Raw genomic sequence first — 23,951 nt, forward strand, 5'->3', positions numbered from 1 at the left:
AGGACCGTAGTTCAATCACGAAGGGAGGTTCCACAATGGCTCGCAGCTTAAAAAAAGGACCATTTGTTGATGATCATTTGATGGCTAAAGTCGAGAAATTGAATGAAACTGACAAAAAGCAAGTCGTAAAAACTTGGTCTCGTCGTTCTACAATTTTCCCACAATTCATCGGTCACACAATCGCTGTCTATGACGGACGCAAACATGTACCTGTTTTCATTTCTGAAGATATGGTAGGTCACAAATTGGGCGAATTCGCACCAAGCCGTACTTACAAAGGTCATGCTAGTGACGATAAAAAAACAAGACGCTAATGAGAGGAGGCTTTTAAATGCAAGCTAAAGCTGTCGCAAGAACAGTCCGTATTGCTCCTCGTAAAGCACGTCTAGTAATGGACCTGATCCGAGGTAAGCAAGTAGGAGAAGCAGTTTCTATCTTAAACCTTACGCCTAAGGCTGCTTCACCAATTATTGAAAAAGTATTAAAATCTGCTATCGCAAATGCTGAGCACAACTACGAGTTGGACGCTAACAGCCTAGTGATTACTCAAGCATTCGTTGACGAAGGTCCAACACTTAAGAGATTCCGTCCACGTGCTATGGGTCGTGCGAGCGCAATTAACAAACGTACTAGCCACATTACAATCGTTGTATCAGAAAAGAAGGAGGGATAATCCGTGGGTCAAAAGGTAAATCCAGTAGGTCTTCGTATTGGCGTCATTCGTGATTGGGAATCTAAATGGTTCGCAGGAAAAGATTACGCTGACTTCTTACATGAAGACTTGAAAATCCGTGAATTCATCAGCAAGCGTTTGTCTGACGCGTCTGTTTCTAAAGTAGAAATCGAACGTGCTGCAAACCGCGTAAATATCACAATCCACACGGCTAAACCAGGTATGGTAATTGGTAAAGGCGGATCTGAAGTTGAAGCACTTCGTAAAGCTCTTAACAGCCTAACTGGCAAACGTGTACACATCAACATTCTTGAAATCAAGAGAGCAGATCTTGATGCTCAGCTAGTTGCTGAAAACATCGCTCGTCAACTTGAAAATCGTATTTCATTCCGTCGTGCACAAAAACAAACAATCCAACGCACAATGCGTGCTGGAGCACAAGGAATCAAAACAATGGTTTCTGGTCGTCTTGGCGGTGCAGATATTGCTCGTTCTGAATATTACAGTGAAGGTACTGTTCCATTGCACACACTTCGTGCTGACATCGACTATGCTACTGCTGAAGCTGATACTACTTATGGTAAGCTTGGCGTAAAAGTATGGATCTATCGTGGAGAAGTCCTTCCAACTAAGAAGAATACTGCGGAAGGAGGAAAATAATATGTTATTGCCAAAACGCGTGAAGTATCGCAGAGAACATCGTGGAAAAATGCGTGGTCGTGCAAAAGGCGGCACTGAAGTACATTTCGGTGAGTTCGGTATCCAAGCTCTTGAAGCTTCTTGGATCACTAACCGTCAAATCGAAGCTGCTCGTATTGCTATGACTCGTTACATGAAACGTGGCGGTAAAGTTTGGATCAAAATTTTCCCTTCTAAGCCATACACAGCTAAACCTCTAGAGGTCCGCATGGGTTCCGGTAAAGGTGCTCCAGAAGGCTGGGTCGCTGTAGTAAAACCGGGCAAAGTTTTATTTGAAATTTCTGGTGTGTCTGAAGAAGTTGCTCGTGAAGCTCTTCGTCTTGCATCTCACAAATTGCCAATTAAAACGAAGTTCGTAAAACGTGAAGAAATTGGTGGTGAATCAAATGAAAGCTAATGAAATTCGTGACCTTACCACTGCTGAAATTGAACAAAAAGTAAAGTCTCTTAAAGAAGAACTTTTCAATCTTCGTTTCCAATTAGCGACTGGGCAGCTTGAAAACACTGCTCGCATTCGTGAAGTGCGTAAATCAATCGCACGCATGAAAACTGTGATTCGTCAAAGAGAAATCGCTGCTAATAAATAATAATTAGAGGGGAGGCCCCGCAAACATGAGCGAACGTAACCAACGTAAAGTGTATCAAGGTCGTGTTGTTTCTGACAAAATGGATAAAACCATCACTGTTGTAGTTGAAACATACAAAAAGCATTCACTTTATGGCAAACGTGTAAGATACTCTAAAAAGTTCAAAGCACATGATGAAAACAACCAAGCAAAAATCGGAGACATCGTAAAGGTCATGGAAACTCGTCCATTATCTGCGACTAAACGCTTTCGTCTAGTTGAAGTTGTCGAAGAAGCTGTTATTATCTAATAAAGTTCGGATTTCTTTTTCCGAAGGGAGGTAACATTAATGATTCAACAGGAGACTCGTTTAAAAGTAGCTGACAACTCTGGCGCACGCGAAGTACTAACGATTAAAGTTCTTGGTGGCTCTGGACGTAAGACGGCTAACATCGGTGATGTCATTGTTTGTACGGTTAAACAAGCAACACCAGGAGGCGTTGTCAAAAAAGGTGAAGTTGTGAAAGCAGTTATCGTTCGTACTAAGAGCGGAGCTCGCAGAAACGATGGATCTTACATCAGTTTTGATGAAAATGCATGTGTCATCATCCGTGACGACAAGAGCCCACGTGGAACTCGTATCTTCGGACCAGTAGCACGTGAACTTCGTGAAAACAACTATATGAAAATTGTTTCTTTAGCACCAGAAGTACTTTAATGAATACAATCCGCGACTCAAGGAGGTGCGATTAAATGCATGTTAAAAAGGGCGATAAAGTAGTGGTTATCTCTGGTAAAGATAAAGGTAAACAAGGTGTCATCCTTGCTGCTTTCCCTAAAAAGGACCGTGTTTTAGTAGAAGGTATTAACCTTGTGAAAAAACACTCTAAACCAACCCAAGCTAACCCTCAAGGCGGAATTTCTGAACAAGAAGCGCCGATCCACGTATCAAACGTAATGCCGCTTGATCCTAAAACGGGTGAAGTGACACGTATTGGATATAAAGTTGAGGACGGAAAGAAAGTCCGTGTAGCGAAAAAATCTGGGCAAGTTCTAGATAAATAGTAAATAAGGAAGGGAGGTCTTTCTCATGAACCGCCTTAAAGAAAAGTATGTAAAAGAAATTACACCTGCATTAGTTTCTAAGTTTGAATACAAATCAGTAATGCAAGTGCCAAAAATCGAAAAAATCGTGATCAACATGGGTGTTGGTGACGCCGTTCAAAACGCTAAAGCAATCGATACTGCTGTTGAAGAATTAACGTTTATCGCTGGTCAAAAACCTGTCGTTACTCGTGCGAAGAAGTCTATTGCTGGATTCCGTCTACGTGAAGGAATGCCAATCGGTGCGAAAGTAACACTTCGCGGAGAGCGCATGTACGATTTCCTTGATAAACTTATTTCTGTATCTTTACCACGTGTACGTGACTTCCGCGGGATTTCTAAGAAATCTTTCGACGGTCGTGGAAACTACACGCTTGGTATTAAAGAACAGTTAATCTTCCCAGAAATTGATTACGATAAAGTAACAAAAGTCCGCGGTATGGATATCGTTATCGTTACGACTGCCAACACGGATGAAGAAGCACGTGAGTTATTAACTCAAGTAGGTATGCCGTTCCAGAAATAATCAATGAAAGGGAGGCGAAATCGTGGCTAAAAAGTCTATGATTGCGAAACAACAACGCAAACAAAAGTTTAAAGTTCAAGAGTATACGCGCTGCGAACGTTGTGGACGTCCACATTCAGTAATTCGCAAGTTTAAACTTTGCCGTATTTGTTTCCGCGAACTTGCATATAAAGGACAAATTCCTGGCGTTAAAAAAGCCAGCTGGTAATCCCCATAAATGGGAAGGAGGTTATTAAATAATGGTTATGACAGATCCGATTGCAGATTTGCTGACTCGTATTCGCAATGCGAACATGGTACGTCATGAGAAGCTAGAAGTACCGGCTTCAAAAATCAAAAGAGAAATTGCTGAAATTTTAAAGCGTGAAGGTTTTATCCGTGACGTTGAGTACGTCGAAGACAGCAAACAAGGAATTATCCGTTTGTTCCTTAAATACGGCCAAAACAACGAACGTGTTATCACTGGTCTTAAAAGAATCAGTAAACCTGGTTTACGCGTATATGCGAAATCAAATGAAGTACCACGTGTACTTAACGGACTTGGAATCGCAATTATTTCTACATCACAAGGTGTTTTATCGGACAAAGAAGCCCGTGCTAAACAAGCTGGTGGAGAAGTACTTGCTTACGTATGGTAAAAAAAGTTTAAGATGAATGGAGGTGCTTGGTATGTCTCGTATAGGTAAAAAGCTAATCGAGATCCCTTCAGGAGTAACTGTGACAAACAACGATAACACAGTGACAGTAAAGGGACCAAAAGGTGAACTAACTCGTGCATTTCACCCTGATATGGAAATTAAAATTGAGGACAACGTCTTAACTGTAAGCCGTCCGTCTGATCATAAAGAACACCGTGCATTACATGGTACAACACGTAGCTTAATTGCAAACATGGTTGAAGGTGTATCTAAAGGTTTCGAAAGAGGTTTAGAACTAATCGGTGTCGGTTACCGTGCAGCTAAATCTGGAAACAAACTTGTTCTTAACGTTGGATACTCTCACCCAGTTGAAATCGTTCCTGAGGCTGGAGTTGAAGTAGAAGTTCCATCTCAAACGAAAGTAATCGTTAAAGGTATCGATAAAGAGCGTGTAGGAGCTCTAGCTTCTAACATCCGCGCTGTCCGTGCTCCAGAGCCTTACAAAGGTAAAGGAATTCGTTACGAAGGTGAATTCGTTCGCCGTAAAGAAGGAAAAACTGGTAAGTAAGATCGCTTAATGTGAAGAAAGGAGTGACTCGGATGATTACGAAAACTAGCAAAAACGCTACTCGTCTTAAAAGACACGCTCGTGTTCGTGCGAAACTTTCAGGTACTGCTGAAAGACCTCGCCTTAACGTTTTCCGTTCTAACAAGAACATCTACGCTCAAGTAATTGATGATGTTAACGGTGTAACACTTGTAAGTGCTTCTACTCTTGATAAAGAGTTAAAGATCGAGAATAGTTCTGACGCTGCAGCTGCTACTAAAGTTGGCGAACTTGTTGCAAAACGTGCTGTTGAAAAAGGCATCTCTAACGTGGTATTTGACCGCGGAGGATACTTATATCATGGACGTGTAAAAGCTCTAGCTGAAGCTGCTCGTGAGGCTGGACTTAAATTTTAATAAAAGAAGGAGGGACACATCCGAATGAGTCGTATTGACCCAAGCAAATTAGAGTTAGAAGAACGCTTAGTTACGGTTAACCGGGTAGCGAAAGTTGTTAAAGGTGGACGTCGTTTCCGTTTTGCAGCTTTAGTTGTTGTCGGTGACAAAAACGGTCATGTAGGATTCGGTACTGGTAAAGCACAAGAAGTACCAGAAGCGATCCGCAAAGCTGTTGAAGACGCGAAAAAGAATTTAATTGAAGTACCAATGGTTGGAACTACAATTCCACATGAAATCATCGGTCGATTCGGTGCAGGAAACGTTCTATTGAAGCCTGCTTCAGAAGGTACAGGAGTTATCGCTGGAGGCCCAGTGCGTGCGGTACTTGAGCTTGCTGGTCTAGCTGATATCCTTTCTAAATCTCTAGGTTCTAATACACCGATCAACATGATCCGCGCAACACTTCAAGGTTTAAGTGAACTTAAACGTGCTGAAGATGTAGCGAAGCTTCGTGGAAAATCTGTAGAAGACCTGTTAGGATAAGGAGGGAACAATAATGGCAAATAAATTAGAAATTACCCTCAAACGCAGTGTAATCGGTCGTCCGGAAGATCAGCGTGTCACTGTTCGTACTCTTGGTCTAAAGAAAACAAACCAAACAGTCGTACATGAAGACAATGCAGCGATCCGCGGCATGATTAACAAGGTGTCTCATTTAGTTTCTGTTAAAGAACAATAAAACATTTTTAATCGATAAGGAGGTGCCCAAATGAAACTTCATGAATTGAAGCCTTCAGAAGGTTCACGTAAAGTACGCAACCGTGTTGGTCGTGGTATTGGATCAGGTAACGGTAAAACTTCTGGTAAAGGTCATAAAGGTCAAAACGCTCGTTCTGGCGGCGGTGTACGCCCTGGATTCGAAGGTGGTCAAATGCCTTTATTCCAACGCCTTCCAAAACGTGGTTTTACAAACATCAACCGTAAAGATTACGCGGTAATCAACTTAGACAGATTAAACAGTTTTGACGAAGGAACGGAAGTCACTCCTGAACTTCTTCTAGAGACTGGTGCAATAAGCAAGTTAAAAGCAGGAGTAAAAATTCTTGGCAACGGTAAATTAGAAAAAAAATTAACTGTAAAAGCCAATAAATTCTCTGCTTCTGCTAAAGAAGCGATTGAAGCTGCTGGCGGTACAGCCGAGGTGATCTAACTTGTTTAAGACAATCTCCAATTTTATGCGCGTGAAAGATATACGGAATAAGATTATATTTACACTTTTAATGTTAGTCGTCTTTCGTATAGGTGCTTTCATCCCTGTGCCTAATGTGAACGCCGAAGTTCTCCAGGCACAGGATCAAATGAGTGTTTTCGGAATCCTCAACACGTTTGGGGGCGGGGCACTTTTCCAATTCTCCATTCTTGCAATGGGGATTATGCCGTATATCACTGCTTCGATCATCATCCAGCTCTTGCAGATGGATGTTGTACCGAAGTTTACTGAGTGGTCAAAGCAAGGAGAGGTTGGCCGCCGAAAATTAGCACAATTCACAAGGTATTTTACAATTGTTCTAGGATTTATCCAGGCGTTAGGAATGTCATATGGATTTAACAATATGGCAGGAGGCATGCTGATTGAAAACCCAGGTGTTTCAACGTATCTCTTAATTGCGGTCGTACTCACTGCGGGGACAGCATTTTTAATGTGGCTGGGAGAGCAGATTACTGCTCACGGTGTTGGTAACGGTATTTCGATTATTATCTTTGCCGGTATCATCGCAGGTATCCCTCAAACATTAAAGCAAGTGTACGCTCAGCAATTTGTAGGTGGAGATGGACAGCTGTTCATGCAAATCCTGAAAATTGCCCTTATTGTGATTGCTATTCTTGTCATTGTTATCGGTGTTATTTACATTCAAATGGCAGTGAGAAAGATTGCGATTCAGTATTCAAAGGGAACTGGCCGTGCACAAATGTCTGCTAGTCAAGCAACGCACCTTCCATTGAAAGTGAATCCAGCAGGGGTGATTCCAGTCATCTTTGCCGTTTCGTTCATTATTACTCCGCAGACGATCGCATCGTTCTTCGGAACAAATAATGTGACAACCTGGATAACTAACAACTTTGACTATACTAAGCCAATCGGTATGACGATTTATGTAGCACTGATTGTTGCTTTCACATATTTTTATGCCTTTGTCCAAGTAAACCCTGAACAAATGGCTGAAAATCTGCAAAAGCAGGGTGGCTATATCCCGGGAGTTCGTCCAGGGAAAATGACTCAAGATAGAATTACGAGCATTTTGTACCGACTCACGTTTGTGGGCGCCATTTTCTTAGCCGTGATTTCAATACTTCCTATCTTTTTCATTCAATTCGCTGGATTACCTTCCGCTGCACAAATTGGTGGCACAAGTCTTCTCATTGTTGTAGGTGTTGCACTTGAAACAATGAAACAGCTTGAAAGCCAATTAGTGAAACGAAACTACCGTGGATTTATGAAATAAAACAGAGGGCTGGGCTCCTGCCCAACCTCTCTAAGTAAGGAAGGGGAAATCCGAAATGAACTTAGTCTTAATGGGGCTTCCGGGTGCTGGTAAAGGCACTCAGGCAGAACGAATTGTTGATGATTATGGGATCCCTCATATCTCAACAGGAGATATGTTCCGTGCTGCTATGAAAGAGGAGACACAACTTGGACTCGAAGCAAAATCCTTTATCGATAAAGGAGAGCTTGTTCCTGATGAGGTCACAATCGGTATTGTTAGAGAAAGACTTGGCAAGAATGATTGTGAACAAGGTTTTCTTCTGGACGGATTTCCGCGAACAGTCGCTCAGGCTGAAGCTTTAGAAGACATTCTAAAGGACCTTGGCAGAACGATTGATTATGTCATTAATATTAAAGTCGATAAAGATGCTTTGATGGAGCGTCTGACTGGCCGAAGAATTTGCAAAGATTGCGGAGCAACATATCATTTAGTATTCAATCCACCTGCGAAAGAAAATGTTTGTGACAAGTGTGGAGGCGAGCTTTATCAACGTGCAGATGATAATGCAGAAACCGTTTCGACAAGACTTGAAGTGAACTTAAAGCAGACTGAACCTTTACTGAACTTCTATTCAGAAAAAGGATATCTTGCAAACATTGATGGTGCGAAGCACATTAACGATGTTTACGCTGATATCAAGGACCTGCTTGGGGGATTAAATAAATGATTATCTGTAAAACTCCTCGCGAGCTTGAGATTATGAGAGAAGCTGGACGCATTGTCGCACTGACTCATGAAGAGCTGAAGAAACATATAAAACCAGGTATTTCGACAAAAGAATTGGATCAAATTGCCGAACGTTTTATTACAAAGCAGGGTGCAATCCCATCTTTTAAAGGGTATAATGGTTTTCGCGGGAGCATTTGCGTTTCGGTGAATGAAGAACTCGTTCACGGTATTCCTGGTAAACGGGTTTTACGTGATGGAGACATCATTAGTATCGATATCGGCGCAAAGTTAAATGGCTATCATGGTGACTCTGCTTGGACTTATCCAGTTGGGGTAATCAGTGATGAGGACCGCAAACTACTGGAAGTCACAGAGGAATCTCTATATAAGGGCTTACAGGAAGCAAAGCCAGGTGAACGTCTGTCAAACATTTCCCATGCCATACAAACGTATGTTGAAGATGAGAATTTCTCAGTTGTTAGAGAATATGTTGGACATGGGGTCGGACAGGATCTTCATGAGGACCCTCAAATTCCTCATTATGGTCCGCCGAACAAAGGCCCACGGCTCAAACCTGGAATGGTGTTGGCCATCGAACCGATGGTGAACGCAGGCAGCCGATATGTGAAAACACTGGCTGATAACTGGACGGTTGTAACGGTTGATGGGAAAAAGTGTGCTCACTTTGAGCATACGATTGCGATTACAGATACAGGTTTTGATATACTGACTAAGATTTAGGTCTTCACTGAAGCCTTTCAGGCCCAAATCGGGCAGGTTGTCTGTATAGTCCAAGGAAAGAACAAGATCAGTATACAGTTGTCATCGGCGTGTTCGATGGCTGCCATGTACTAATCGCAGACGGAGAAAAGCGTAAATTCATTCTCCTAAGAAAAAATATCAATCATTTAACCTTTTATGATTGCGTATCTCCGGAAGTTCAGAACAGTATATTCAAAACAGGTCGGGTGATAGATGGACAATTGAGAACATCTCATTTGGACATTTATCAGAGAGCAAGTTACTGATTTGAAGAAGGGAGAACACTTGAATGGCGAAAGACGATGTAATTGAAGTGGAAGGTACTGTAGCAGAAACTTTGCCAAATGCAATGTTCAAAGTTGAACTAGAGAATGGTCATACAGTTTTGGCTCATGTATCAGGAAAAATCCGTATGCACTTCATTCGCATTTTACCTGGAGACAAAGTTACGGTAGAATTATCTCCATATGACTTAACTCGTGGTAGAATTACGTACCGTTACAAATAAAGCAACTCCGGAAGAAGGAGGTTGGAAACACATGAAAGTGAGACCATCTGTTAAACCTATCTGTGAAAAATGTAAAGTGATTCGCAGAAAAGGAAAAGTAATGGTGATCTGTGAAAACCCAAAACATAAACAAAAACAAGGCTAATAACAAGGAGGTGCCCAAATCATGGCTCGTATTGCTGGTGTAGATATTCCACGTGATAAGCGTGTTGTCATTTCTTTAACATATGTTTTTGGAATTGGTCGTACGACGGCTCAACAAGTCCTTAAAGAAGCAGGTGTTTCTGAAGACACTCGCGTTCGCGATCTAACTGAAGACGAACTAGGTAAAATCCGTGATATCATTGACAAACTTAAAGTAGAAGGTGACCTTCGTCGTGAAGTTTCACTTAACATTAAACGTCTAATTGAAATCGGAAGCTACCGCGGAATCCGTCATCGTAGAGGACTTCCTGTTCGTGGACAAAACACAAAAAACAACGCGCGTACTCGTAAAGGTCCGCGTCGTACTGTAGCTAACAAGAAAAAATAAGTAAAGGAGGTAGTTAAAGAATGGCTGCTGCTCGTAAACAAAATACGCGTAAACGTCGCGTGAAAAAGAATATTGAAGCTGGAATCGCTCATATCCGTTCCACTTTCAACAACACGATTGTAACGATTACTGATGTTCATGGAAACGCAATTTCTTGGTCAAGTGCTGGTGCATTAGGATTCAGAGGTTCTCGTAAATCTACTCCTTTCGCTGCACAAATGGCTGCTGAAACTGCTGCTAAAGGTTCTATCGAACATGGTCTTAAAACACTTGAAGTAACTGTTAAAGGTCCTGGTTCTGGTCGTGAAGCTGCAATTCGTGCGCTTCAAGCTGCAGGTCTTGAAGTTACTGCAATCAGAGACGTAACTCCAGTTCCTCATAACGGATGCCGTCCACCAAAACGTCGCCGCGTGTAATTTGTTTGTATAGATTTTGTGTCCCTGTCAATAATGGGTTATGATACAGTTATTTATGAGACGAATACACGACTCGTTGCCTGAGCACATACGGGACTAAACAATGAGGAATTTCGGATGGAATCTCATATGATTCTATTCGAGGTTTCGACGTTTTGAAGGAGGGTTTTATTAGATGATCGAAATTGAAAAACCAAAAATCGAAACGGTTGAAATCAGCGACGATGCCAAGTATGGCAAGTTTGTCGTAGAGCCACTTGAGCGTGGATATGGTACCACTTTAGGGAACTCCCTTCGTCGTATCCTTTTATCCTCACTTCCTGGTGCAGCTGTAACATCGATCCAGATAGATGGTGTCTTACACGAATTCTCAACGATCGAAGGCGTGGTTGAAGATGTTACAACGATTATCTTAAACATTAAAAAGCTTGCACTCAAAATCTACTCTGAAGAAGAGAAGACGCTTGAAATTGATGTACAAGATGAAGGAACTGTAACAGCTGCTGATATTACACACGACAGCGATATTGAAATCTTAAATCCAGATCTTCACATCGCAACTCTTGGCAAAAATGCGAGCTTCCGTGTTCGTTTGACTGCACAAAGAGGTCGCGGGTATAATCCTGCTGATGCAAACAAAAGAGACGATCAGCCTATCGGCGTGATTCCGATCGACTCAATCTATACACCTGTATCTCGTGTAACTTATCAAGTGGAGAACACCCGTGTTGGGCAAATCACAAACTATGATAAATTAACACTAGATGTATGGACTGATGGAAGCACAGGACCGAAAGAAGCGATCGCTCTAGGTTCTAAGATTTTAACTGAACACCTAAATATTTTCGTTGGGTTAACTGACGAAGCTCAGCATGCAGAAATCATGGTTGAAAAAGAAGAAGACCAAAAAGAAAAAGTGCTTGAAATGACAATTGAAGAGCTTGATCTTTCTGTTCGTTCTTACAACTGTTTGAAGCGTGCGGGTATTAACACTGTTCAAGAGCTTGCTAACAAGACAGAAGAGGATATGATGAAAGTTCGTAACCTTGGACGTAAATCTCTTGAAGAAGTGAAAGCGAAACTAGAAGAACTTGGACTGGGTCTTCGTAAAGACGATTGACTAGTTTCATTGTGAACTAGGATTTTCGTGTGTTTTTTATTCATACAGCATCTCTAATTAAGGAGGGGACATCACATGGCATACAGAAAGCTAGGACGCACTAGTGCACAACGTAAAGCAATGCTTCGTGACCTAACGACTGATTTGATCATCAACGAACGCATCGAAACAACTGAAACACGTGCGAAAGAACTTCGCTCTGTAGTTGAAAAAATGATCACTCTTGGCAAACGCGGAGATCTTCATGCTCGCCGTCAAGCTGCAGCTTACATTCGTAACGAAGTAGCTAACGCTGAAACAAACCAAGATGCACTTCAAAAATTATTCGCTGACGTTGCAACTCGCTACGAAGATCGCCAAGGTGGATACACTCGTATCATGAAGCTTGGACCTCGTCGCGGCGATGGCGCACCAATGGCTGTCATTGAATTAGTTTAATCACATATCGTGTATCTAAGAAAGGGCGGGACAGTTCATAACTGGATCTATGCCCTTTTTTAGATACTACGGCTTTTTATCAATAGGCAAAGTAGAGGTTGAGCTGAGAGGAGGTCCGGTAGAGATGGAGAAGACATTAATTGACGTAAAAGACATTGTATTTCGTTATCACAAAGATGCGGACAAGCCCGCTTTAGACCAAGTGTCATTGCATGTGAATCAAAATGAATGGCTTGCCATTGTTGGCCACAACGGTTCAGGTAAATCCACACTTGCCCGAGTACTGAATGGGCTCATTTTACCGGATGCAGGAACGGTCAAGGTTGGTGAGATTGAGCTGAAAGAAGAAAGTGTTTGGGATATTCGCAAAAAGGTCGGCATGGTCTTTCAAAACCCAGACAACCAATTCGTTGGCTCAACGGTTCGTGATGATGTGGCTTTTGGTTTAGAAAATAACGGGGTTGAGCGGGAATTGATGATAGAGCGTGTAGATTGGGCTGTCAAACAGGTCAATATGCAGGAGTTTCTTGATCAAGAGCCGCACCATCTATCAGGCGGGCAAAAGCAGAGAGTAGCAATCGCAGGTGTACTTGCCGCAAGCCCTGACATCATGATCTTGGATGAAGCAACATCAATGCTTGATCCGATTGGCCGTGAAGAAGTGTTAGAAACCGTCAGACTGCTGAAGGAACAAGGAACGGTCACGGTCATTTCCATCACACATGATTTAGACGAGGCTGCGAAGGCAGACCGCGTTATTGTGATGAATGGCGGGAAGAAATTTGCCGAGGGAACACCAGAGGAAGTATTTGAACTAGATGAACAGCTGGTTCAGATTGGACTTGATCTGCCATTTTCCTACCGGTTGAGTAAGCAATTGAAGCAGCAAGGTGTGCCGCTTGCAAATGCCCATTTGACACAAGAAGGATTGGTGAAAGAGCTATGGACATTACGATCAAAGAATTAGAGCATCGTTATCAAATGAAAACGCCGTTTGAGCGTCTCGCTTTGTATGATGTCAATGCTTCTATCAAAGAAGGCAGCTATGTGGCTATCATCGGTCATACGGGTTCTGGCAAGTCGACGTTGCTACAGCACTTAAATGGACTGCTCAAACCAACAAAGGGGAGCATTGCGCTTGGAAATACGGTCTTACAAGCCAATAAAAAACAGAAGGATATGAAACCCCTTCGAAAAAAGGTCGGCATCGTGTTTCAGTTTCCTGAACATCAGCTCTTTGAGGAGACGATTCTAAAGGATATCTGCTTTGGTCCGATGAATTTCGGCGTTCCAAAAGAAAAGGCAGAAGCCAAGGCTAAAGAGATGCTGAAGCTTGTAGGCCTTCCTGAATCCTTGTTATCTCGATCACCCTTTGAATTAAGCGGTGGTCAAATGAGACGTGTGGCGATTGCAGGTGTTCTAGCGATGGAGCCAGAAGTGCTTGTGCTTGATGAGCCGACTGCGGGATTAGATCCACGCGGACGTAAAGAAATCATGGACATGTTCTATGAGCTTCATCAAAAAGCCAACCTGACGACGATCCTTGTGACACACAGTATGGAAGATGCCGCTCATTATGCGGATCAAATGATTGTGATGCACAAAGGAACAGTAAAGGCGACAGGTACGCCGAGGGAGCTATTTGCCAATCGTACTGACATGTCTTCTTTCGGACTGGACCTCCCGGAAACGATCAAATTCCAGCAGGCTGTCGAAGAAAAGCTAGGGATGACGTTTCCAAGACCGCTTCTGACCATGGATGAAATGGCAGAAGCCTTAACAGCTTTATATCAGGAGGACACGACATCATGATGGATAGTATGATTATCGGCAAATATGTGCCAGGTACATCCTTTGTCCATCGTCTTGATCCAAGGACAAAGCTGTTATCAATTTTCTTTTTTGTCTTTATTGTCTTTTTTGCGAATAACTATATCACTTACGGGCTTTTAGGGGTCTTTACGATCCTTGTGGTGATGGTGTCTCAGGTGCCGCTGTACTTTATTCTCAAAGGAATGAAACCCATCCTTTGGATTGTTCTGTTTACCTTTATCCTGCATATCTTCATGACAAAGGATGGCGCTTTGCTCTTTCACTTTGGTTTTCTGAATATTTATGAAGAAGGTCTAAAACAGGGGATTTTCATTTCACTCCGTTTTGTCTATCTCATCATGATGACAACACTTCTGACGTTGACCACAACGCCTATTGAAGTGACAGACGGTATGGAGAAGCTGCTGCATCCTTTCCGTAAAATCAAGCTACCTGTTCATGAGCTTGCTCTTATGATGTCTATCTCTCTTCGATTTATTCCGACTTTACTCGAAGAAACAGACAAAATCATGAAAGCCCAAATGGCAAGAGGTGTTGATTTTACAAGCGGACCCGTGAAAGATCGTTTAAAAGCGATTGTTCCGTTGCTTGTCCCGCTTTTCGTCAGTGCGTTTAAGCGTGCGGAGGAATTGGCGACCGCTATGGAAGCGAGAGGCTACCGCGGGGGAGAAGGGCGTACGAAATACCGTCAGCTTGTCTGGGGAATGAAAGACACGTTCACGCTGCTTCTATTCATCCTGTTAACAGCACTCCTTGTGCTGCTTAGAAATTAGGTGATGCCTAGATGAAAGTAAAATGTACCGTATCATACGATGGGACACATTTTAAAGGGTATCAAGTGCAACCAGGACAGCGTACTGTACAAACGGAGATTGAATCTGCTCTTGCTAGAATGCATAAACAAGATGAACTGATTCCGATTGTGGCTTCTGGCCGGACAGACAGTGGCGTTCACGCAAAGGGGCAGGTCATCCATTTTGACACCCCGCTTGCCATCCCGATGGAAAGATGGCCTTTTGCCCTCAATAGTCTCCTGCCTGATGACATCAGAGTTCTAAAGGCTGAGGAAGTGGATGAATCGTTTCATGCACGTTTTAGTGTCGTTTCGAAGGAGTACCGTTATAAGGTCTCAACGGAAACGCACCAGAATGTGTTCACGAGACAGTATGCCTGCCACTTTCCTTACCGGCTGGATGCAGACAAAATGAGAGAAGCTGCTGGGCACCTCATTGGCATACACGATTTCACAAGCTTTTGTGCGGCCAATACAGAGGTTCAAGACAAGGTGAGAGAGATTTACACCCTTGAGTGGAAAAACGTCTCAGGCGGGCTTGAAATGCGTGTGAGAGGGAATGGTTTTTTATATAACATGGTGCGAATTATAGCCGGCACGTTACTTGAAATTGGTTCTGGTAAATTTCACCCTGAGGAGATAAAAGCCATGCTTGCCGCCCGAAATCGCGAAGCGGCAGGCAAGACTGCGCCCAGTCACGGACTGTATTTATGGGAAGTTTTCTATGACAACTAAACCAGGTGTAACATGTTCTTGACACAGGAAGCAGAAAGTTATAAGATATCATATGGTATGTATTTCAACCCCACAAATAAGCCCCGGAAGACTTATCTGTGTTTTGAAATAGAACGTAGCATTTGATTCAGGAAAATTCATTGATTTATTTAGGAGGGAAACTCATGCGTACAACACCAATGGCGAACGCAAGCACAATTGAGCGCAAATGGCTAGTGGTTGATGCGGCAGGCAAGACTCTAGGTCGTCTTTCTACTGAAGTAGCATCACTTTTGCGCGGTAAGCACAAACCAACTTATACACCACACGTTGATACAGGTGATCACGTGATCATCATCAATGCTGAGAAAATCGAATTAACTGGTAAGAAATTGACGGACAAAATTTACTACCGTCATACGATGCACCCAGGTGGTTTGAAACAAAGAACTGCTCTTGAGATGCGTACAAACTACCCTGAAAAAATGTTGGAGCTTGCTATCAAAGGTATGCTTCCAAAGGGTCCACTAGGTCGTCAAATGTTCAAAAAATTAAATGTGTACCGTGGTTCTGAGCATCCACATCAAGCACAACAACCTGAAGTTTACGAACTTCGCGGTTAATTATAAGGGAGGTTAACAATTTGGCACAGGTTCAATATTACGGTACAGGTCGTCGTAAAAGTTCTGTAGCGCGCGTTCGCTTAGTTCCAGGTGAAGGCCGTATCGTCGTTAATAATCGTGAAATTACTGAATACATTCCATTCGCTGCTTTAATCGAAGACGTGAAACAGCCTTTGAACATCACAGAAACAGCTAACAGCTACGATGTTCTTGTAAATGTTCACGGTGGTGGATTCTCTGGTCAAGCTGGAGCAATTCGTCACGGTATCTCTCGTGCTCTTCTAGAAGTAGACCCTGAGTACCGTACACCACTTAAACGTGCTGGACTTCTTACTCGTGACTCTCGTATGAAAGAGCGTAAGAAATACGGTCTTAAAGGCGCACGTCGCGCACCTCAGTTCTCAAAACGTTAATCAATTTTATATTGTATGGACGTTTTACAAAGGTTTGTACAGACAAACCCTATTTAAAAGCATCAGCATCCTGCTGGTGCTTTTTTTCTGGCATTGATTCCAGATAAATGTTCTGTGTGATTTAAATATTTATGTCCGAATCGTTTGGATACTTATGCAATATCTATGTCTTGAGAAAATAGAAATGATGCATGAATATCTCTTAAACCGTGATACGTTGTTTTATTAATATCTAATTTCTTCAATGTCTCCGCTAATTTTAGATGGTTTATTATTGGAGGGATATCAAGAAATGTTAACGATTAAAATTTTAATAAGTATTTAAAGATTTTAGAGTATAAAAGATGAAGTTGATTAATTTCCCCATATGAAAGTGGGGGTAACAAATCGCCCCATTCAATTGAATGGGGCGATTTTAGCTGCAAGTAATGAAGGAGGTTTTAGAGCTTAAACTTTAAAATCAGTTCAGCAGCTTTTAAGCGAATTGAATGATCTTCGCTATTTAATAATTCTTTAATAACCCCAATGGCATTCGCTTCTAGTGCTGTGGCTTCTGTAATTGTCCCATTGATTAGTTGTTCGATTAAATGGGCATGTTTAGTTAAATCAGCAACAGCTCCCGGATATCTTAGTGAGCCTCTTAACTCGTCAGGTAAGTCTGAGCGGAGAATGGATTGTTTATTTAACAGCCACTTTACTTTACGTTGATGAGGGTAGCCTAACCCTTCTATGTTTTTATCGACAGTTTTGTCGTAGATATAGTCTGATTCAACCTCTGCAAAATAGATATCCTTTTTATTTGTAGAAGGAACGACTACTACGTCTCCAACTTTCATTCCCTTTACTAAAGAATGTAGATTACCGATTCCTTCTTCCATATCATTCTTACTTAAAATGGTACGCATATCGTTAAAACTAAAGTTAGATAAATCTTCACCTACAGGATAGCCCACTGCAATAAAATCATTTTTTAAAAAATTTTCAAGGTGATCTGTGCCATGTGGTAAGGGTCTTAATAGCCAATAATGTTTATTCATATATATCACTCCTGTTAAATTTGTTATCACATGTGATGAACATATTTAAACACATATTCGTCACATGTGTCAATAAAGATTTATTGTGGATGTTTTACAAAGGTTTGTTATAGACAAACCATATTACAAAAAGCATTAGCATTTGCTGGTGCTTTAGTAAGTGGATAGACCATGACTAGCATCTTTCTCTTGAATACGTATAAAATATGAGTATAGAAGTTTTCTGTTTAAAAGATGGAGGGTGTCATATGAATCTAACAACAGAAAGATGTCTCATTCGACCGTTTATTGAGGATGATTGGCAGGATGTCTATGCATATACATCTGATCCGGTGGTGATGAAGTATATGCCAGAAGGTGTTTTTTCTAAAGAAGAGGCGCAGGAATTTGTCAAAAATAATCGTCTTAAGATGGGCAAGAATTTTGCTGTTCTATTAAAAGAAGATCATACATGCATTGGGCATATCGTGTTTCATCCTTACTTTGGTGAGCACACATATGAAATTGGCTGGGTCTTCAATTCTGCATATCAAAACAAAGGCTTTGCTTCTGAAGCGGCTTTTGCTGTCCTACATCATGGTTTTCACACAATGAATTTACATCGAATCATTGCCACTTGTCAGCCTGAAAATGTGCCGTCATGGAGAGTGATGGAGAAAATGGGGATGAGGAGAGAGGGCTATTTTAAAAAATGTATACCACAAGGAAATGAGTGGTGGGATGAGTTTTATTATGCCATCTTACGAGAGGAATGGAAAACTTGATAAGTTTTCATGATATGAAGTAATTCGTCATTCCAAATATCCCTTGGCTTTCTCTATTGATATAATCAGGTCAAATAAGTAGAAGAGGGGCGCGGGCATGAGGATCTTTGATGCACATTTTCATATCATTGATTTTGATTTTCCGATTCAAGAAAACCAAGGATATACACCGCCGAGTTATGTGGTGAATGATTATAGGAGAGAGACGGCTGATTTAGGGATTGTAGGTGGAGCGATTGTATCAGGGTCATTTCAGGGCTTTGATCAAGGCTATTTGTTGAAATCACTAGATGAAATGGGACCGGCTTTTTGCGGTGTGACTCAATTACCTTTTACAGCAAATGATGATGAGATTGTTCAATTGAATCAACAAGGGGTAAAGGCTTTACGTTTTAATGTGAAGCGGGGCGGTTCGGAGGATATTTCAAAGCTCGACTATTTTGCGAGAAGGGTGTATGAGCTGGCTGGGTGGCATAGTGAGATTTACATAGACGCTAAGCATCTCCCTGACATCTCATCAACGCTTGAACAGCTGCCGGCCGTTTCGATTGATCATTTAGGCTTATCGGAAGAAGGTTTGCCGCATTTGCTCAAGCTGGTTGATAAAGGGGTTCGTGTGAAAGCGACTGGCTTTGGGCGTGTTGATTTAAAGGTCGAACATGCATTGACGTCTATTTATCAAACGAATCCTGATGCACTGATGTTTGGTACAGATCTTCCCTCTACAAGGGCGAAACGGCCATTTGAATACGGTGATGTTGAATTGATTCAACAGATGTTTGATGAGGAAGCGGCGGATAAAATTTTATATGAGAACGCTATCAATTGGTATTTTGGCAAATGAATAAAGGCTTCCATTCCGTGATAGGAGGTGTGTTCATTGAATCTGAATCAATTGACGTTTAGAGAAGCCGTCCAAGGAGACCTCGACAACATCGTTTTGATGCTTTCAGATGACAAATTAGGCCAAAAGAGAGAACGCTACACTCGTCCATTATTAGAAAGCTACCTCAATGCCTTTCATTTGATCGAAGCGGATCCCAATATTGAACTAATCGTCGCTTGTGATCGGGAAGAGGTAGTCGGTGTTCTCCAATTAACAATGACTCCATTTCTAACGTATCAAGGAGGATGGAGAGCTTCAATAGAAGGAGTTCGTACAGCCTCGACTCATAGAGGAAGAGGAATTGGCACATTGTTGATCAAACGGGCTATTCAACGCTCAAGTGACCGCGGGTGTCATATGATTCAACTGACAACTGACAAACAGAGGCCAGAAGCACGCCGTCTTTACGAAAAGTTGGGATTTGAAGCTGCGCATGATGGAATGAAACTGCATCTTCTTCGTAAATAAACACACCAAGAAGCAAAGGTATTCACTGCTCTTTGCTTTTTTGTGCCTTTGTTTCAAATATTTGTTATATTGGAGACGAGAATCTATAGTGGTTTGGAAAGGAGAAACATTTGAAGAAAACAAAAGAGGATCTTTTGGCATTTGTCACGAAAAACAAAAAGGACGTAGCAGTAACAATTATTGAAAATGAAGATGTGGTATTAGATTGGAATGGTGATCAAAAAACACCACTTGCAAGTACGATGAAATTAATGGTTTTGTTTCATTTTGTTAAAGCTGTATCCAGCGATGAAATCAAGTTAGATGAAAAAGTGACATTGTCTGATATAGAGCGGTTTTATATTGATAGAACCGATGGCGGTGCTCACACATACTGGCTGGAGGTCAATGATTTTTCTGAGCATGCAACTTTATTAGCTGTGGCCAAAGGGATGATGCAATTCAGTTCGAATGCTTGTACTGATTATTTGATTGACCTGCTGGGCTTAGAGAAGATCAATAATCAGATGAAACAAGCAGGTCTTACAGAACATGATGAACTCATGCCACTGACACCCAAGGTGTTGTGGCCAGCCTATGTATCTGATCATGAGCAGGATGCATTAAAGCAAATAAGCGATGTAACTGATGAACAATACAAATCTCTGATGATTGAGATTTTTCATATCATGAAAAATGACCCGGAGCATAAAAAGGCGTTAGAAGAAAAATTGATGAAAAAGAACTTGTTAAGCTTGCGTATTCAATCTTTACTGACGCAAAAGATGACAAGGTCTACAACGAATCAATATGCACATTTTATGAAACGTCTACAGGATGAGCTGTTAACAACAGAAGAAAAGCGTCTTTTTAGCCAAATTGTGCTGGGAGAAACATTGAAGACGGAAACAGATCAATATATTTGGTATAAAGGGGGATCGACGTTGTTTGTTGTCACTGCTGCCTTATATCGAAAAACGGATACATCAACTATATCGATTTCTCTATTCATCAATGGCCTGAAAGCGGAGAATTTTCACTGGATGGGGGAAGTGTTCGATGAATTTATACTTACCGTAGTAGCAGATCAAAACTTTCGACAACGATTGATTCAAGCTTTTACTACATAATTATCAAAAAACAGAGATAATTATCAAAAAACAGAGGGTGACGCCCCTCTGTTTTTATTATTTCTTGATGGGAAACGTTTTGTATACATCTTGACGTTTATCTTTTGACTTCACAACTCCATCAACCAGTTCCTTTTGCCAAAGCGCTGTATCGTCTTTGTACACTTTAAAAGAGTGAGGCAGCTTTTTTTCTAGCTGTTTTCTTTTAAACGTGACGGATGGCTCGTCTTTAGCGTTCATCTTGAGTGTCACTTGCTCCACATTATCGATAAGAATAAAAAGTGCCAATGCATTATATAAGTAGTTTTTTTCAATGGTATTCTTCTTATCAAACCAAAATGAATCAAATTGTTCTTCTGTATCATTGGTATTTTCTTTCACGCCGTATGTCACTTTTAGCGCTTTTTCATCTACGATTTCATACTCGCGAATCACGTTACCTGGAAGATCTGATAAAATAGCGCCGACTGCTCCGTTGTCTCCAATATAAGAATTTTTGTGCTTAGAAAGCTGTTTTAAAGAAATGTCTTCTATTCCTTTGATGTCACTCTCTTTCTCGCTGGCTTGACTACTGCAAGCGGATAGAATGGCTGTCATTAGTAGTAGGATATACATCCACTTTTTCATTTATTTTGCCCCTTTATCATTCTTTCTATATAAAAACCCATTTTATCACAAGATCCCATTTAAACCACTTATTTCATCATTTCCATTTACTGAACTGCATGTTTTGTTCAAACCAACGAACAATACAAAGAAAAAAGGAGTTCAGTCCATGGCAGAAGTTCTTTCATTTTATCAATTGAAAACAAAACGAGATGTCACGCTTGAAAAGAAACTGTTGCGTACATTGTCTCTTCAACAGGTGACGGTCGCTTCCGAGAAATTCACGAGGAAGCTGTTCCCATTTGCAGATGATCCAGCTGGGATTATGAGTGATGGCTGTATTGATTTCGCCATTGAGGCTTTTTTAGCAGGTGGGAGATACGGTGAGGCTAGTAAGTATGGTGAATCATTCGATGATATAAAAAAGCGGTCAGTTCATGAAGAAGATGAGCTGGTTGAGGAGCTAGCAGGGTGTTTGCAATCGTGGGGGAATATGTTCCGAATGGAGCGTAAGATGTCGTGTCTGTATCCATTTGCGAAGGAATTTTTAAGTAAGTGGTGGCAGGAAGGCTTTCGGGAATCAGAAAAAAGGCATAAGCTTCGCCTGCACTAAGCATATTTCCAGCCCTTGTCCCATATCTATAAAATAATGGTGTATGGGAGGGACAGGGATGAAAAGAAAGCTGAAATGGACAGGGTTTTTAATCGGGTTTATTGTCCTCTTATTCTTATTCAGATTTCAGTTTCTAAATGATGATTCGTGGAAATCGTGGAACTTGCCTTTGAGCGGCAAGATCATCTATTTAGATCCGGGTCACGGCGGTCCAGATGGTGGTGCTGTTGGCGGCGAGTTGCTCGAAAAAGAGATTGCACTGGATGTGTCCATGAAGATAAGAGACTATTTGCAGGAGCAGGGAGCGCTTGTTCTCATGACCCGGGAGGATGACACTGATTTATCATCAAAGAATACAAAGGGTTATGCCCGAAAGAAAGCGGAGGATTTGAGAAACCGTGTGAAAGTCATCAATGAATCTGAAGCGGATCTCTATTTAAGCATTCATTTAAATGCGATTCCATCGAACAAATGGAGCGGAGCACAGACGTTCTTTTACGGAAAGTATGAAGAGAATGAAAAAGCAGCGAAGTTCATTCAAGATGAATTGCGAAACAACCTTGAAAACACAGATCGCAAGGCGAAGCGAATCAACGGGATTTATTTAATGCAAAATGTCACGAAGCCAGGAGCGCTTGTCGAAATCGGATTTTTATCGAATCCAAAAGAGGCTGGTCAGCTGGCGACTCCTAAATATCAGGATCAAATTGCTGCTTCGATTTATAAAGGCATTTTAAGATATTTAACAGAGCAAAAAGAGCCGCCTGAATAAGGGGCTTTTTCCTGTTTATCGCAGGCAAAGAGGACAGACATTGTAAGGATATGTATGATATACTTGGATTGTAAACGAATTCAATAAAGGGTGAGGTTCTGCTATGATCGGACAAGATGATGTGAGAAAACTAGTTGGGAAGATGGACGAACCTTTCCTTCATATACCGCTTGGTGAGCTGGATGCCATCAAGGAAATCAGCCTAAAGCCTGAAAAAGAGCATGTGAGCTTAAAAGTGGCGATTGCCAAAACAGGCACTGCTGAGCAGATGAAGCTGCAGCAAGACATCGTACAAGCTTTAAAAGCAGCCGGCGCGAACACTGTAGGACTTCGTTTTGAAGAACTGCCTCAAGAAACGCTTGAAAAGTTTATGCCGTCACAGGATGAGGAAGAAAATTTGCTCAACTCTAAAAATCCACCTGTGTTCTTAGCGATTGCGAGTGGAAAAGGAGGAGTTGGGAAATCAACTGTTTCCGTTAACCTGGCTGTGGCACTGGCTCGTCTAGGGAAAAAAGTGGGACTGATCGATGCTGATATTTACGGCTTTAGCGTACCGGATATGATGGGAATCACCTTCAGACCGACAGTTAAAGGGGAAAAAATTATTCCTGTGGAACGCTTTGGCGTCAAAGTGATTTCAATGGGCTTTTTTGTTGAAGAAAACGCACCGGTCATTTGGAGAGGACCGATGCTTGGTAAAATGCTAAATAACTTCTTCCACGAAGTAGAGTGGGGAGAATTAGATTACTTACTATTAGACCTTCCGCCTGGAACAGGTGATGTGGCACTTGATATTCATACGATGCTTCCGAGCTGTAAAGAAATCATTGTGACGACACCGCATCCAACAGCGGCTTTCGTTGCTGCTAGAGCAGGCGCAATGGCACTGCAAACAGATCACGAGGTGCTAGGGGTCGTTGAGAATATGAGTTACTATGAAAGCAAAAAAACAGGTGAGAAGGAATATGTCTTTGGAAAGGGCGGCGGGGACAAGCTGGCGGAGGAGCTGCGTGTATCAGTTCTTGGTCAAATCCCTTTAAGACAGCCTGATTGGAATGAGGACGATTTTGCACCTTCTGTCTATGATGCGAGTCATCCGACAGGGGAAGTGTATCAACACATTGCCAATAAAGTCATAGAACAATTAACAGTGAAAGCATAATGAAAGCCCGAGTGGA

40 protein-coding genes are annotated in these 23,951 nt (G+C 41.7%); 38 read left to right on the top strand and 2 right to left on the bottom strand.

Annotated elements, in window-relative coordinates; genetic code table 11:
- The first annotated feature begins 35 nt into the window (after positions 1 to 35).
- From rpsS to rpsI, 31 genes are all read left to right on the top strand, one after another.
- Positions 36 to 314 carry a 30S ribosomal protein S19 gene (gene rpsS, locus NSQ64_RS00805; protein ID WP_003216920.1) on the top strand — a complete coding sequence of 93 codons (279 nt, stop codon included), beginning with the start codon at positions 36 to 38 and terminating at the stop codon, positions 312 to 314.
- A gap of 17 nt (positions 315 to 331) precedes the next feature.
- Positions 332 to 673, top strand: coding sequence for a 50S ribosomal protein L22 (gene rplV / locus NSQ64_RS00810; protein ID WP_007496316.1), 342 nt, complete (start codon positions 332 to 334; stop codon positions 671 to 673).
- A gap of 3 nt (positions 674 to 676) precedes the next feature.
- Positions 677 to 1,333 carry a 30S ribosomal protein S3 gene (gene rpsC / locus NSQ64_RS00815; protein WP_003217241.1) on the top strand — a complete coding sequence of 219 codons (657 nt, stop codon included), beginning with the start codon at positions 677 to 679 and terminating at the stop codon, positions 1,331 to 1,333.
- Between the two features lies 1 nt (position 1,334).
- A complete protein-coding gene (rplP, locus tag NSQ64_RS00820; RefSeq protein ID WP_003225801.1) occupies positions 1,335 to 1,769 on the top strand; it encodes a 50S ribosomal protein L16 in 435 nt (144 codons plus the stop codon).
- A complete protein-coding gene (gene rpmC / locus NSQ64_RS00825) occupies positions 1,759 to 1,959 on the top strand; it encodes a 50S ribosomal protein L29 (RefSeq protein WP_003217155.1) in 201 nt (66 codons plus the stop codon). The genes rplP and rpmC overlap by 11 nt, the downstream gene beginning before the upstream one ends.
- 25 nt (positions 1,960 to 1,984) lie before the next feature.
- Positions 1,985 to 2,248: a 30S ribosomal protein S17 gene (gene rpsQ / locus NSQ64_RS00830; protein WP_003216906.1), complete on the top strand. Its 264-nt coding sequence runs from the start codon at positions 1,985 to 1,987 to the stop codon at positions 2,246 to 2,248.
- A gap of 39 nt (positions 2,249 to 2,287) precedes the next feature.
- On the top strand, positions 2,288 to 2,656 hold the full coding sequence (rplN, locus tag NSQ64_RS00835) for a 50S ribosomal protein L14 (RefSeq protein WP_003216882.1): 369 nt from the start codon (positions 2,288 to 2,290) through the stop codon (positions 2,654 to 2,656).
- Between the two features lie 35 nt (positions 2,657 to 2,691).
- Positions 2,692 to 3,003, top strand: a complete 312-nt coding sequence (gene rplX / locus NSQ64_RS00840; protein ID WP_007496325.1) for a 50S ribosomal protein L24 — start codon at positions 2,692 to 2,694, stop codon at positions 3,001 to 3,003.
- 25 nt (positions 3,004 to 3,028) lie between these two features.
- Entirely contained in the window at positions 3,029 to 3,568 is a 540-nt protein-coding gene (gene rplE, locus NSQ64_RS00845; protein WP_003217159.1) for a 50S ribosomal protein L5, read from the top strand.
- A 22-nt stretch (positions 3,569 to 3,590) separates the two neighbouring features.
- Positions 3,591 to 3,776 carry a 30S ribosomal protein S14 gene (gene rpsN, locus NSQ64_RS00850; protein ID WP_008356542.1) on the top strand — a complete coding sequence of 62 codons (186 nt, stop codon included), beginning with the start codon at positions 3,591 to 3,593 and terminating at the stop codon, positions 3,774 to 3,776.
- 31 nt (positions 3,777 to 3,807) lie between these two features.
- The gene (rpsH, locus tag NSQ64_RS00855) at positions 3,808 to 4,206 is read left to right on the top strand and encodes a 30S ribosomal protein S8 (protein ID WP_007496327.1); all 399 of its coding nucleotides are present in this window, start codon (positions 3,808 to 3,810) and stop codon (positions 4,204 to 4,206) included.
- A 31-nt stretch (positions 4,207 to 4,237) separates the two neighbouring features.
- Complete coding sequence (gene rplF / locus NSQ64_RS00860; RefSeq protein WP_268383247.1) at positions 4,238 to 4,774, top strand: 50S ribosomal protein L6; 537 nt, start codon at positions 4,238 to 4,240, stop codon at positions 4,772 to 4,774.
- Between the two features lie 32 nt (positions 4,775 to 4,806).
- Positions 4,807 to 5,169: a 50S ribosomal protein L18 gene (gene rplR / locus NSQ64_RS00865; RefSeq protein ID WP_003216951.1), complete on the top strand. Its 363-nt coding sequence runs from the start codon at positions 4,807 to 4,809 to the stop codon at positions 5,167 to 5,169.
- Between the two features lie 24 nt (positions 5,170 to 5,193).
- The gene (gene rpsE / locus NSQ64_RS00870; RefSeq protein WP_007496332.1) at positions 5,194 to 5,694 is read left to right on the top strand and encodes a 30S ribosomal protein S5; all 501 of its coding nucleotides are present in this window, start codon (positions 5,194 to 5,196) and stop codon (positions 5,692 to 5,694) included.
- A gap of 13 nt (positions 5,695 to 5,707) precedes the next feature.
- A complete protein-coding gene (rpmD, locus tag NSQ64_RS00875; RefSeq protein ID WP_003217067.1) occupies positions 5,708 to 5,890 on the top strand; it encodes a 50S ribosomal protein L30 in 183 nt (60 codons plus the stop codon).
- Positions 5,891 to 5,920: 30 nt separating this feature from the next.
- A complete protein-coding gene (gene rplO, locus NSQ64_RS00880) occupies positions 5,921 to 6,361 on the top strand; it encodes a 50S ribosomal protein L15 (RefSeq protein WP_003216888.1) in 441 nt (146 codons plus the stop codon).
- A 1-nt stretch (position 6,362) separates the two neighbouring features.
- Positions 6,363 to 7,655 carry a preprotein translocase subunit SecY gene (secY, locus tag NSQ64_RS00885; RefSeq protein ID WP_007496334.1) on the top strand — a complete coding sequence of 431 codons (1,293 nt, stop codon included), beginning with the start codon at positions 6,363 to 6,365 and terminating at the stop codon, positions 7,653 to 7,655.
- A 55-nt stretch (positions 7,656 to 7,710) separates the two neighbouring features.
- Complete coding sequence (locus NSQ64_RS00890) at positions 7,711 to 8,364, top strand: adenylate kinase (RefSeq protein ID WP_007496336.1); 654 nt, start codon at positions 7,711 to 7,713, stop codon at positions 8,362 to 8,364.
- Positions 8,361 to 9,107, top strand: coding sequence for a type I methionyl aminopeptidase (gene map, locus NSQ64_RS00895; RefSeq protein WP_017359166.1), 747 nt, complete (start codon positions 8,361 to 8,363; stop codon positions 9,105 to 9,107). Before NSQ64_RS00890 ends, map begins: the two co-directional genes overlap by 4 nt.
- Before the next feature lie 310 nt (positions 9,108 to 9,417).
- A complete protein-coding gene (gene infA, locus NSQ64_RS00900) occupies positions 9,418 to 9,636 on the top strand; it encodes a translation initiation factor IF-1 (protein ID WP_003217190.1) in 219 nt (72 codons plus the stop codon).
- 31 nt (positions 9,637 to 9,667) lie between these two features.
- Positions 9,668 to 9,781 (top strand): 50S ribosomal protein L36, encoded by a 114-nt coding sequence (gene rpmJ, locus NSQ64_RS00905; RefSeq protein WP_003156543.1) that lies wholly within the window; start codon positions 9,668 to 9,670, stop codon positions 9,779 to 9,781.
- Positions 9,782 to 9,802: 21 nt separating this feature from the next.
- Positions 9,803 to 10,168, top strand: coding sequence for a 30S ribosomal protein S13 (gene rpsM / locus NSQ64_RS00910; RefSeq protein WP_003217023.1), 366 nt, complete (start codon positions 9,803 to 9,805; stop codon positions 10,166 to 10,168).
- 20 nt (positions 10,169 to 10,188) lie between these two features.
- Positions 10,189 to 10,584, top strand: coding sequence for a 30S ribosomal protein S11 (rpsK, locus tag NSQ64_RS00915; protein ID WP_003217231.1), 396 nt, complete (start codon positions 10,189 to 10,191; stop codon positions 10,582 to 10,584).
- Positions 10,585 to 10,759: 175 nt separating this feature from the next.
- Positions 10,760 to 11,704 carry a DNA-directed RNA polymerase subunit alpha gene (locus NSQ64_RS00920; RefSeq protein WP_003217009.1) on the top strand — a complete coding sequence of 315 codons (945 nt, stop codon included), beginning with the start codon at positions 10,760 to 10,762 and terminating at the stop codon, positions 11,702 to 11,704.
- Between the two features lie 75 nt (positions 11,705 to 11,779).
- Positions 11,780 to 12,142: a 50S ribosomal protein L17 gene (rplQ, locus tag NSQ64_RS00925; RefSeq protein ID WP_003216944.1), complete on the top strand. Its 363-nt coding sequence runs from the start codon at positions 11,780 to 11,782 to the stop codon at positions 12,140 to 12,142.
- A gap of 124 nt (positions 12,143 to 12,266) precedes the next feature.
- The gene (locus tag NSQ64_RS00930) at positions 12,267 to 13,109 is read left to right on the top strand and encodes an energy-coupling factor ABC transporter ATP-binding protein (protein WP_008345218.1); all 843 of its coding nucleotides are present in this window, start codon (positions 12,267 to 12,269) and stop codon (positions 13,107 to 13,109) included.
- The gene (locus tag NSQ64_RS00935; RefSeq protein WP_341014591.1) at positions 13,085 to 13,954 is read left to right on the top strand and encodes an energy-coupling factor ABC transporter ATP-binding protein; all 870 of its coding nucleotides are present in this window, start codon (positions 13,085 to 13,087) and stop codon (positions 13,952 to 13,954) included. Before NSQ64_RS00930 ends, NSQ64_RS00935 begins: the two co-directional genes overlap by 25 nt.
- The gene (locus NSQ64_RS00940; protein ID WP_008345215.1) at positions 13,951 to 14,748 is read left to right on the top strand and encodes an energy-coupling factor transporter transmembrane component T family protein; all 798 of its coding nucleotides are present in this window, start codon (positions 13,951 to 13,953) and stop codon (positions 14,746 to 14,748) included. The genes NSQ64_RS00935 and NSQ64_RS00940 overlap by 4 nt, the downstream gene beginning before the upstream one ends.
- Before the next feature lie 11 nt (positions 14,749 to 14,759).
- On the top strand, positions 14,760 to 15,503 hold the full coding sequence (gene truA, locus NSQ64_RS00945; protein ID WP_341014593.1) for a tRNA pseudouridine(38-40) synthase TruA: 744 nt from the start codon (positions 14,760 to 14,762) through the stop codon (positions 15,501 to 15,503).
- A 164-nt stretch (positions 15,504 to 15,667) separates the two neighbouring features.
- A complete protein-coding gene (gene rplM, locus NSQ64_RS00950; protein ID WP_003217042.1) occupies positions 15,668 to 16,105 on the top strand; it encodes a 50S ribosomal protein L13 in 438 nt (145 codons plus the stop codon).
- Positions 16,106 to 16,125: 20 nt separating this feature from the next.
- Entirely contained in the window at positions 16,126 to 16,518 is a 393-nt protein-coding gene (gene rpsI, locus NSQ64_RS00955) for a 30S ribosomal protein S9 (protein WP_007496354.1), read from the top strand.
- 440 nt (positions 16,519 to 16,958) lie between these two features.
- Here the strand turns inward: rpsI and NSQ64_RS00965 are convergent, their stop codons facing one another.
- Positions 16,959 to 17,555 (bottom strand): restriction endonuclease, encoded by a 597-nt coding sequence (locus NSQ64_RS00965; RefSeq protein WP_268383200.1) that lies wholly within the window; start codon positions 17,553 to 17,555, stop codon positions 16,959 to 16,961.
- A gap of 248 nt (positions 17,556 to 17,803) precedes the next feature.
- On the opposite strand from NSQ64_RS00965, the gene NSQ64_RS00970 reads away from it, so the two are divergent.
- From NSQ64_RS00970 to NSQ64_RS00985, 4 genes are all read left to right on the top strand, one after another.
- Positions 17,804 to 18,319: a GNAT family N-acetyltransferase gene (locus tag NSQ64_RS00970; protein WP_159160141.1), complete on the top strand. Its 516-nt coding sequence runs from the start codon at positions 17,804 to 17,806 to the stop codon at positions 18,317 to 18,319.
- Between the two features lie 97 nt (positions 18,320 to 18,416).
- Positions 18,417 to 19,163: an amidohydrolase family protein gene (locus tag NSQ64_RS00975; protein ID WP_268383199.1), complete on the top strand. Its 747-nt coding sequence runs from the start codon at positions 18,417 to 18,419 to the stop codon at positions 19,161 to 19,163.
- A 36-nt stretch (positions 19,164 to 19,199) separates the two neighbouring features.
- On the top strand, positions 19,200 to 19,673 hold the full coding sequence (locus NSQ64_RS00980) for a GNAT family N-acetyltransferase (protein WP_268383196.1): 474 nt from the start codon (positions 19,200 to 19,202) through the stop codon (positions 19,671 to 19,673).
- A 110-nt stretch (positions 19,674 to 19,783) separates the two neighbouring features.
- Entirely contained in the window at positions 19,784 to 20,782 is a 999-nt protein-coding gene (locus NSQ64_RS00985; RefSeq protein WP_341014600.1) for a serine hydrolase, read from the top strand.
- A 57-nt stretch (positions 20,783 to 20,839) separates the two neighbouring features.
- Here NSQ64_RS00985 and NSQ64_RS00990 read toward each other — a convergent pair whose 3' ends face one another.
- Positions 20,840 to 21,409 (bottom strand): DUF4825 domain-containing protein, encoded by a 570-nt coding sequence (locus NSQ64_RS00990; RefSeq protein ID WP_341014601.1) that lies wholly within the window; start codon positions 21,407 to 21,409, stop codon positions 20,840 to 20,842.
- Positions 21,410 to 21,557: 148 nt separating this feature from the next.
- On the opposite strand from NSQ64_RS00990, the gene NSQ64_RS00995 reads away from it, so the two are divergent.
- The 3 genes from NSQ64_RS00995 to NSQ64_RS01005 all read left to right on the top strand — a co-directional run bounded on the left by NSQ64_RS00995 (position 21,558) and on the right by NSQ64_RS01005 (position 23,935).
- Positions 21,558 to 22,001, top strand: coding sequence for a YbaK family protein (locus NSQ64_RS00995; RefSeq protein WP_341014604.1), 444 nt, complete (start codon positions 21,558 to 21,560; stop codon positions 21,999 to 22,001).
- 58 nt (positions 22,002 to 22,059) lie between these two features.
- Positions 22,060 to 22,773: an N-acetylmuramoyl-L-alanine amidase CwlD gene (gene cwlD / locus NSQ64_RS01000; protein ID WP_058337237.1), complete on the top strand. Its 714-nt coding sequence runs from the start codon at positions 22,060 to 22,062 to the stop codon at positions 22,771 to 22,773.
- Positions 22,774 to 22,876: 103 nt separating this feature from the next.
- The gene (locus NSQ64_RS01005; protein ID WP_341014607.1) at positions 22,877 to 23,935 is read left to right on the top strand and encodes an Mrp/NBP35 family ATP-binding protein; all 1,059 of its coding nucleotides are present in this window, start codon (positions 22,877 to 22,879) and stop codon (positions 23,933 to 23,935) included.
- Positions 23,936 to 23,951: the final 16 nt, after the last annotated feature.

Source organism: Bacillus sp. FSL W8-0183, from assembly GCF_038006825.1.
Lineage (GTDB): Bacteria > Bacillota > Bacilli > Bacillales > Bacillaceae > Bacillus > Bacillus altitudinis.

What these genes read in the sequence shown, in the direction of transcription:
- rpmD (WP_003217067.1), top strand. Translation starts at nt 5,708, where the DNA reads ATGGCAAATAAATTAGAAATTACCCTCAAACGCAGTGTAATCGGTCGT.
- rpmJ (WP_003156543.1), top strand. Translation starts at nt 9,668, where the DNA reads ATGAAAGTGAGACCATCTGTTAAACCTATCTGTGAAAAATGTAAAGTG.
- rplE (WP_003217159.1), top strand. Translation starts at nt 3,029, where the DNA reads ATGAACCGCCTTAAAGAAAAGTATGTAAAAGAAATTACACCTGCATTA.
- cwlD (WP_058337237.1), top strand. Translation starts at nt 22,060, where the DNA reads ATGAAAAGAAAGCTGAAATGGACAGGGTTTTTAATCGGGTTTATTGTC.
- rpsM (WP_003217023.1), top strand. Translation starts at nt 9,803, where the DNA reads ATGGCTCGTATTGCTGGTGTAGATATTCCACGTGATAAGCGTGTTGTC.
- rplN (WP_003216882.1), top strand. Translation starts at nt 2,288, where the DNA reads ATGATTCAACAGGAGACTCGTTTAAAAGTAGCTGACAACTCTGGCGCA.
- rplP (WP_003225801.1), top strand. Translation starts at nt 1,335, where the DNA reads ATGTTATTGCCAAAACGCGTGAAGTATCGCAGAGAACATCGTGGAAAA.
- NSQ64_RS00930 (WP_008345218.1), top strand. Translation starts at nt 12,267, where the DNA reads ATGGAGAAGACATTAATTGACGTAAAAGACATTGTATTTCGTTATCAC.
- map (WP_017359166.1), top strand. Translation starts at nt 8,361, where the DNA reads ATGATTATCTGTAAAACTCCTCGCGAGCTTGAGATTATGAGAGAAGCT.
- rpsE (WP_007496332.1), top strand. Translation starts at nt 5,194, where the DNA reads ATGAGTCGTATTGACCCAAGCAAATTAGAGTTAGAAGAACGCTTAGTT.
- rplR (WP_003216951.1), top strand. Translation starts at nt 4,807, where the DNA reads ATGATTACGAAAACTAGCAAAAACGCTACTCGTCTTAAAAGACACGCT.
- NSQ64_RS00965 (WP_268383200.1), bottom strand. Translation starts at nt 17,555, where the DNA reads ATGAATAAACATTATTGGCTATTAAGACCCTTACCACATGGCACAGAT.
- rplO (WP_003216888.1), top strand. Translation starts at nt 5,921, where the DNA reads ATGAAACTTCATGAATTGAAGCCTTCAGAAGGTTCACGTAAAGTACGC.
- NSQ64_RS00990 (WP_341014601.1), bottom strand. Translation starts at nt 21,409, where the DNA reads ATGAAAAAGTGGATGTATATCCTACTACTAATGACAGCCATTCTATCC.
- infA (WP_003217190.1), top strand. Translation starts at nt 9,418, where the DNA reads ATGGCGAAAGACGATGTAATTGAAGTGGAAGGTACTGTAGCAGAAACT.
- NSQ64_RS00995 (WP_341014604.1), top strand. Translation starts at nt 21,558, where the DNA reads ATGGCAGAAGTTCTTTCATTTTATCAATTGAAAACAAAACGAGATGTC.
- NSQ64_RS00970 (WP_159160141.1), top strand. Translation starts at nt 17,804, where the DNA reads ATGAATCTAACAACAGAAAGATGTCTCATTCGACCGTTTATTGAGGAT.
- truA (WP_341014593.1), top strand. Translation starts at nt 14,760, where the DNA reads ATGAAAGTAAAATGTACCGTATCATACGATGGGACACATTTTAAAGGG.
- NSQ64_RS00975 (WP_268383199.1), top strand. Translation starts at nt 18,417, where the DNA reads ATGAGGATCTTTGATGCACATTTTCATATCATTGATTTTGATTTTCCG.
- NSQ64_RS01005 (WP_341014607.1), top strand. Translation starts at nt 22,877, where the DNA reads ATGATCGGACAAGATGATGTGAGAAAACTAGTTGGGAAGATGGACGAA.
- rplX (WP_007496325.1), top strand. Translation starts at nt 2,692, where the DNA reads ATGCATGTTAAAAAGGGCGATAAAGTAGTGGTTATCTCTGGTAAAGAT.
- rplV (WP_007496316.1), top strand. Translation starts at nt 332, where the DNA reads ATGCAAGCTAAAGCTGTCGCAAGAACAGTCCGTATTGCTCCTCGTAAA.
- rpmC (WP_003217155.1), top strand. Translation starts at nt 1,759, where the DNA reads ATGAAAGCTAATGAAATTCGTGACCTTACCACTGCTGAAATTGAACAA.
- NSQ64_RS00940 (WP_008345215.1), top strand. Translation starts at nt 13,951, where the DNA reads ATGATGGATAGTATGATTATCGGCAAATATGTGCCAGGTACATCCTTT.
- NSQ64_RS00920 (WP_003217009.1), top strand. Translation starts at nt 10,760, where the DNA reads ATGATCGAAATTGAAAAACCAAAAATCGAAACGGTTGAAATCAGCGAC.
- rpsQ (WP_003216906.1), top strand. Translation starts at nt 1,985, where the DNA reads ATGAGCGAACGTAACCAACGTAAAGTGTATCAAGGTCGTGTTGTTTCT.
- rpsH (WP_007496327.1), top strand. Translation starts at nt 3,808, where the DNA reads ATGGTTATGACAGATCCGATTGCAGATTTGCTGACTCGTATTCGCAAT.
- NSQ64_RS00935 (WP_341014591.1), top strand. Translation starts at nt 13,085, where the DNA reads ATGGACATTACGATCAAAGAATTAGAGCATCGTTATCAAATGAAAACG.
- rpsS (WP_003216920.1), top strand. Translation starts at nt 36, where the DNA reads ATGGCTCGCAGCTTAAAAAAAGGACCATTTGTTGATGATCATTTGATG.
- NSQ64_RS00890 (WP_007496336.1), top strand. Translation starts at nt 7,711, where the DNA reads ATGAACTTAGTCTTAATGGGGCTTCCGGGTGCTGGTAAAGGCACTCAG.
- rplM (WP_003217042.1), top strand. Translation starts at nt 15,668, where the DNA reads ATGCGTACAACACCAATGGCGAACGCAAGCACAATTGAGCGCAAATGG.
- rpsK (WP_003217231.1), top strand. Translation starts at nt 10,189, where the DNA reads ATGGCTGCTGCTCGTAAACAAAATACGCGTAAACGTCGCGTGAAAAAG.
- rplF (WP_268383247.1), top strand. Translation starts at nt 4,238, where the DNA reads ATGTCTCGTATAGGTAAAAAGCTAATCGAGATCCCTTCAGGAGTAACT.
- rplQ (WP_003216944.1), top strand. Translation starts at nt 11,780, where the DNA reads ATGGCATACAGAAAGCTAGGACGCACTAGTGCACAACGTAAAGCAATG.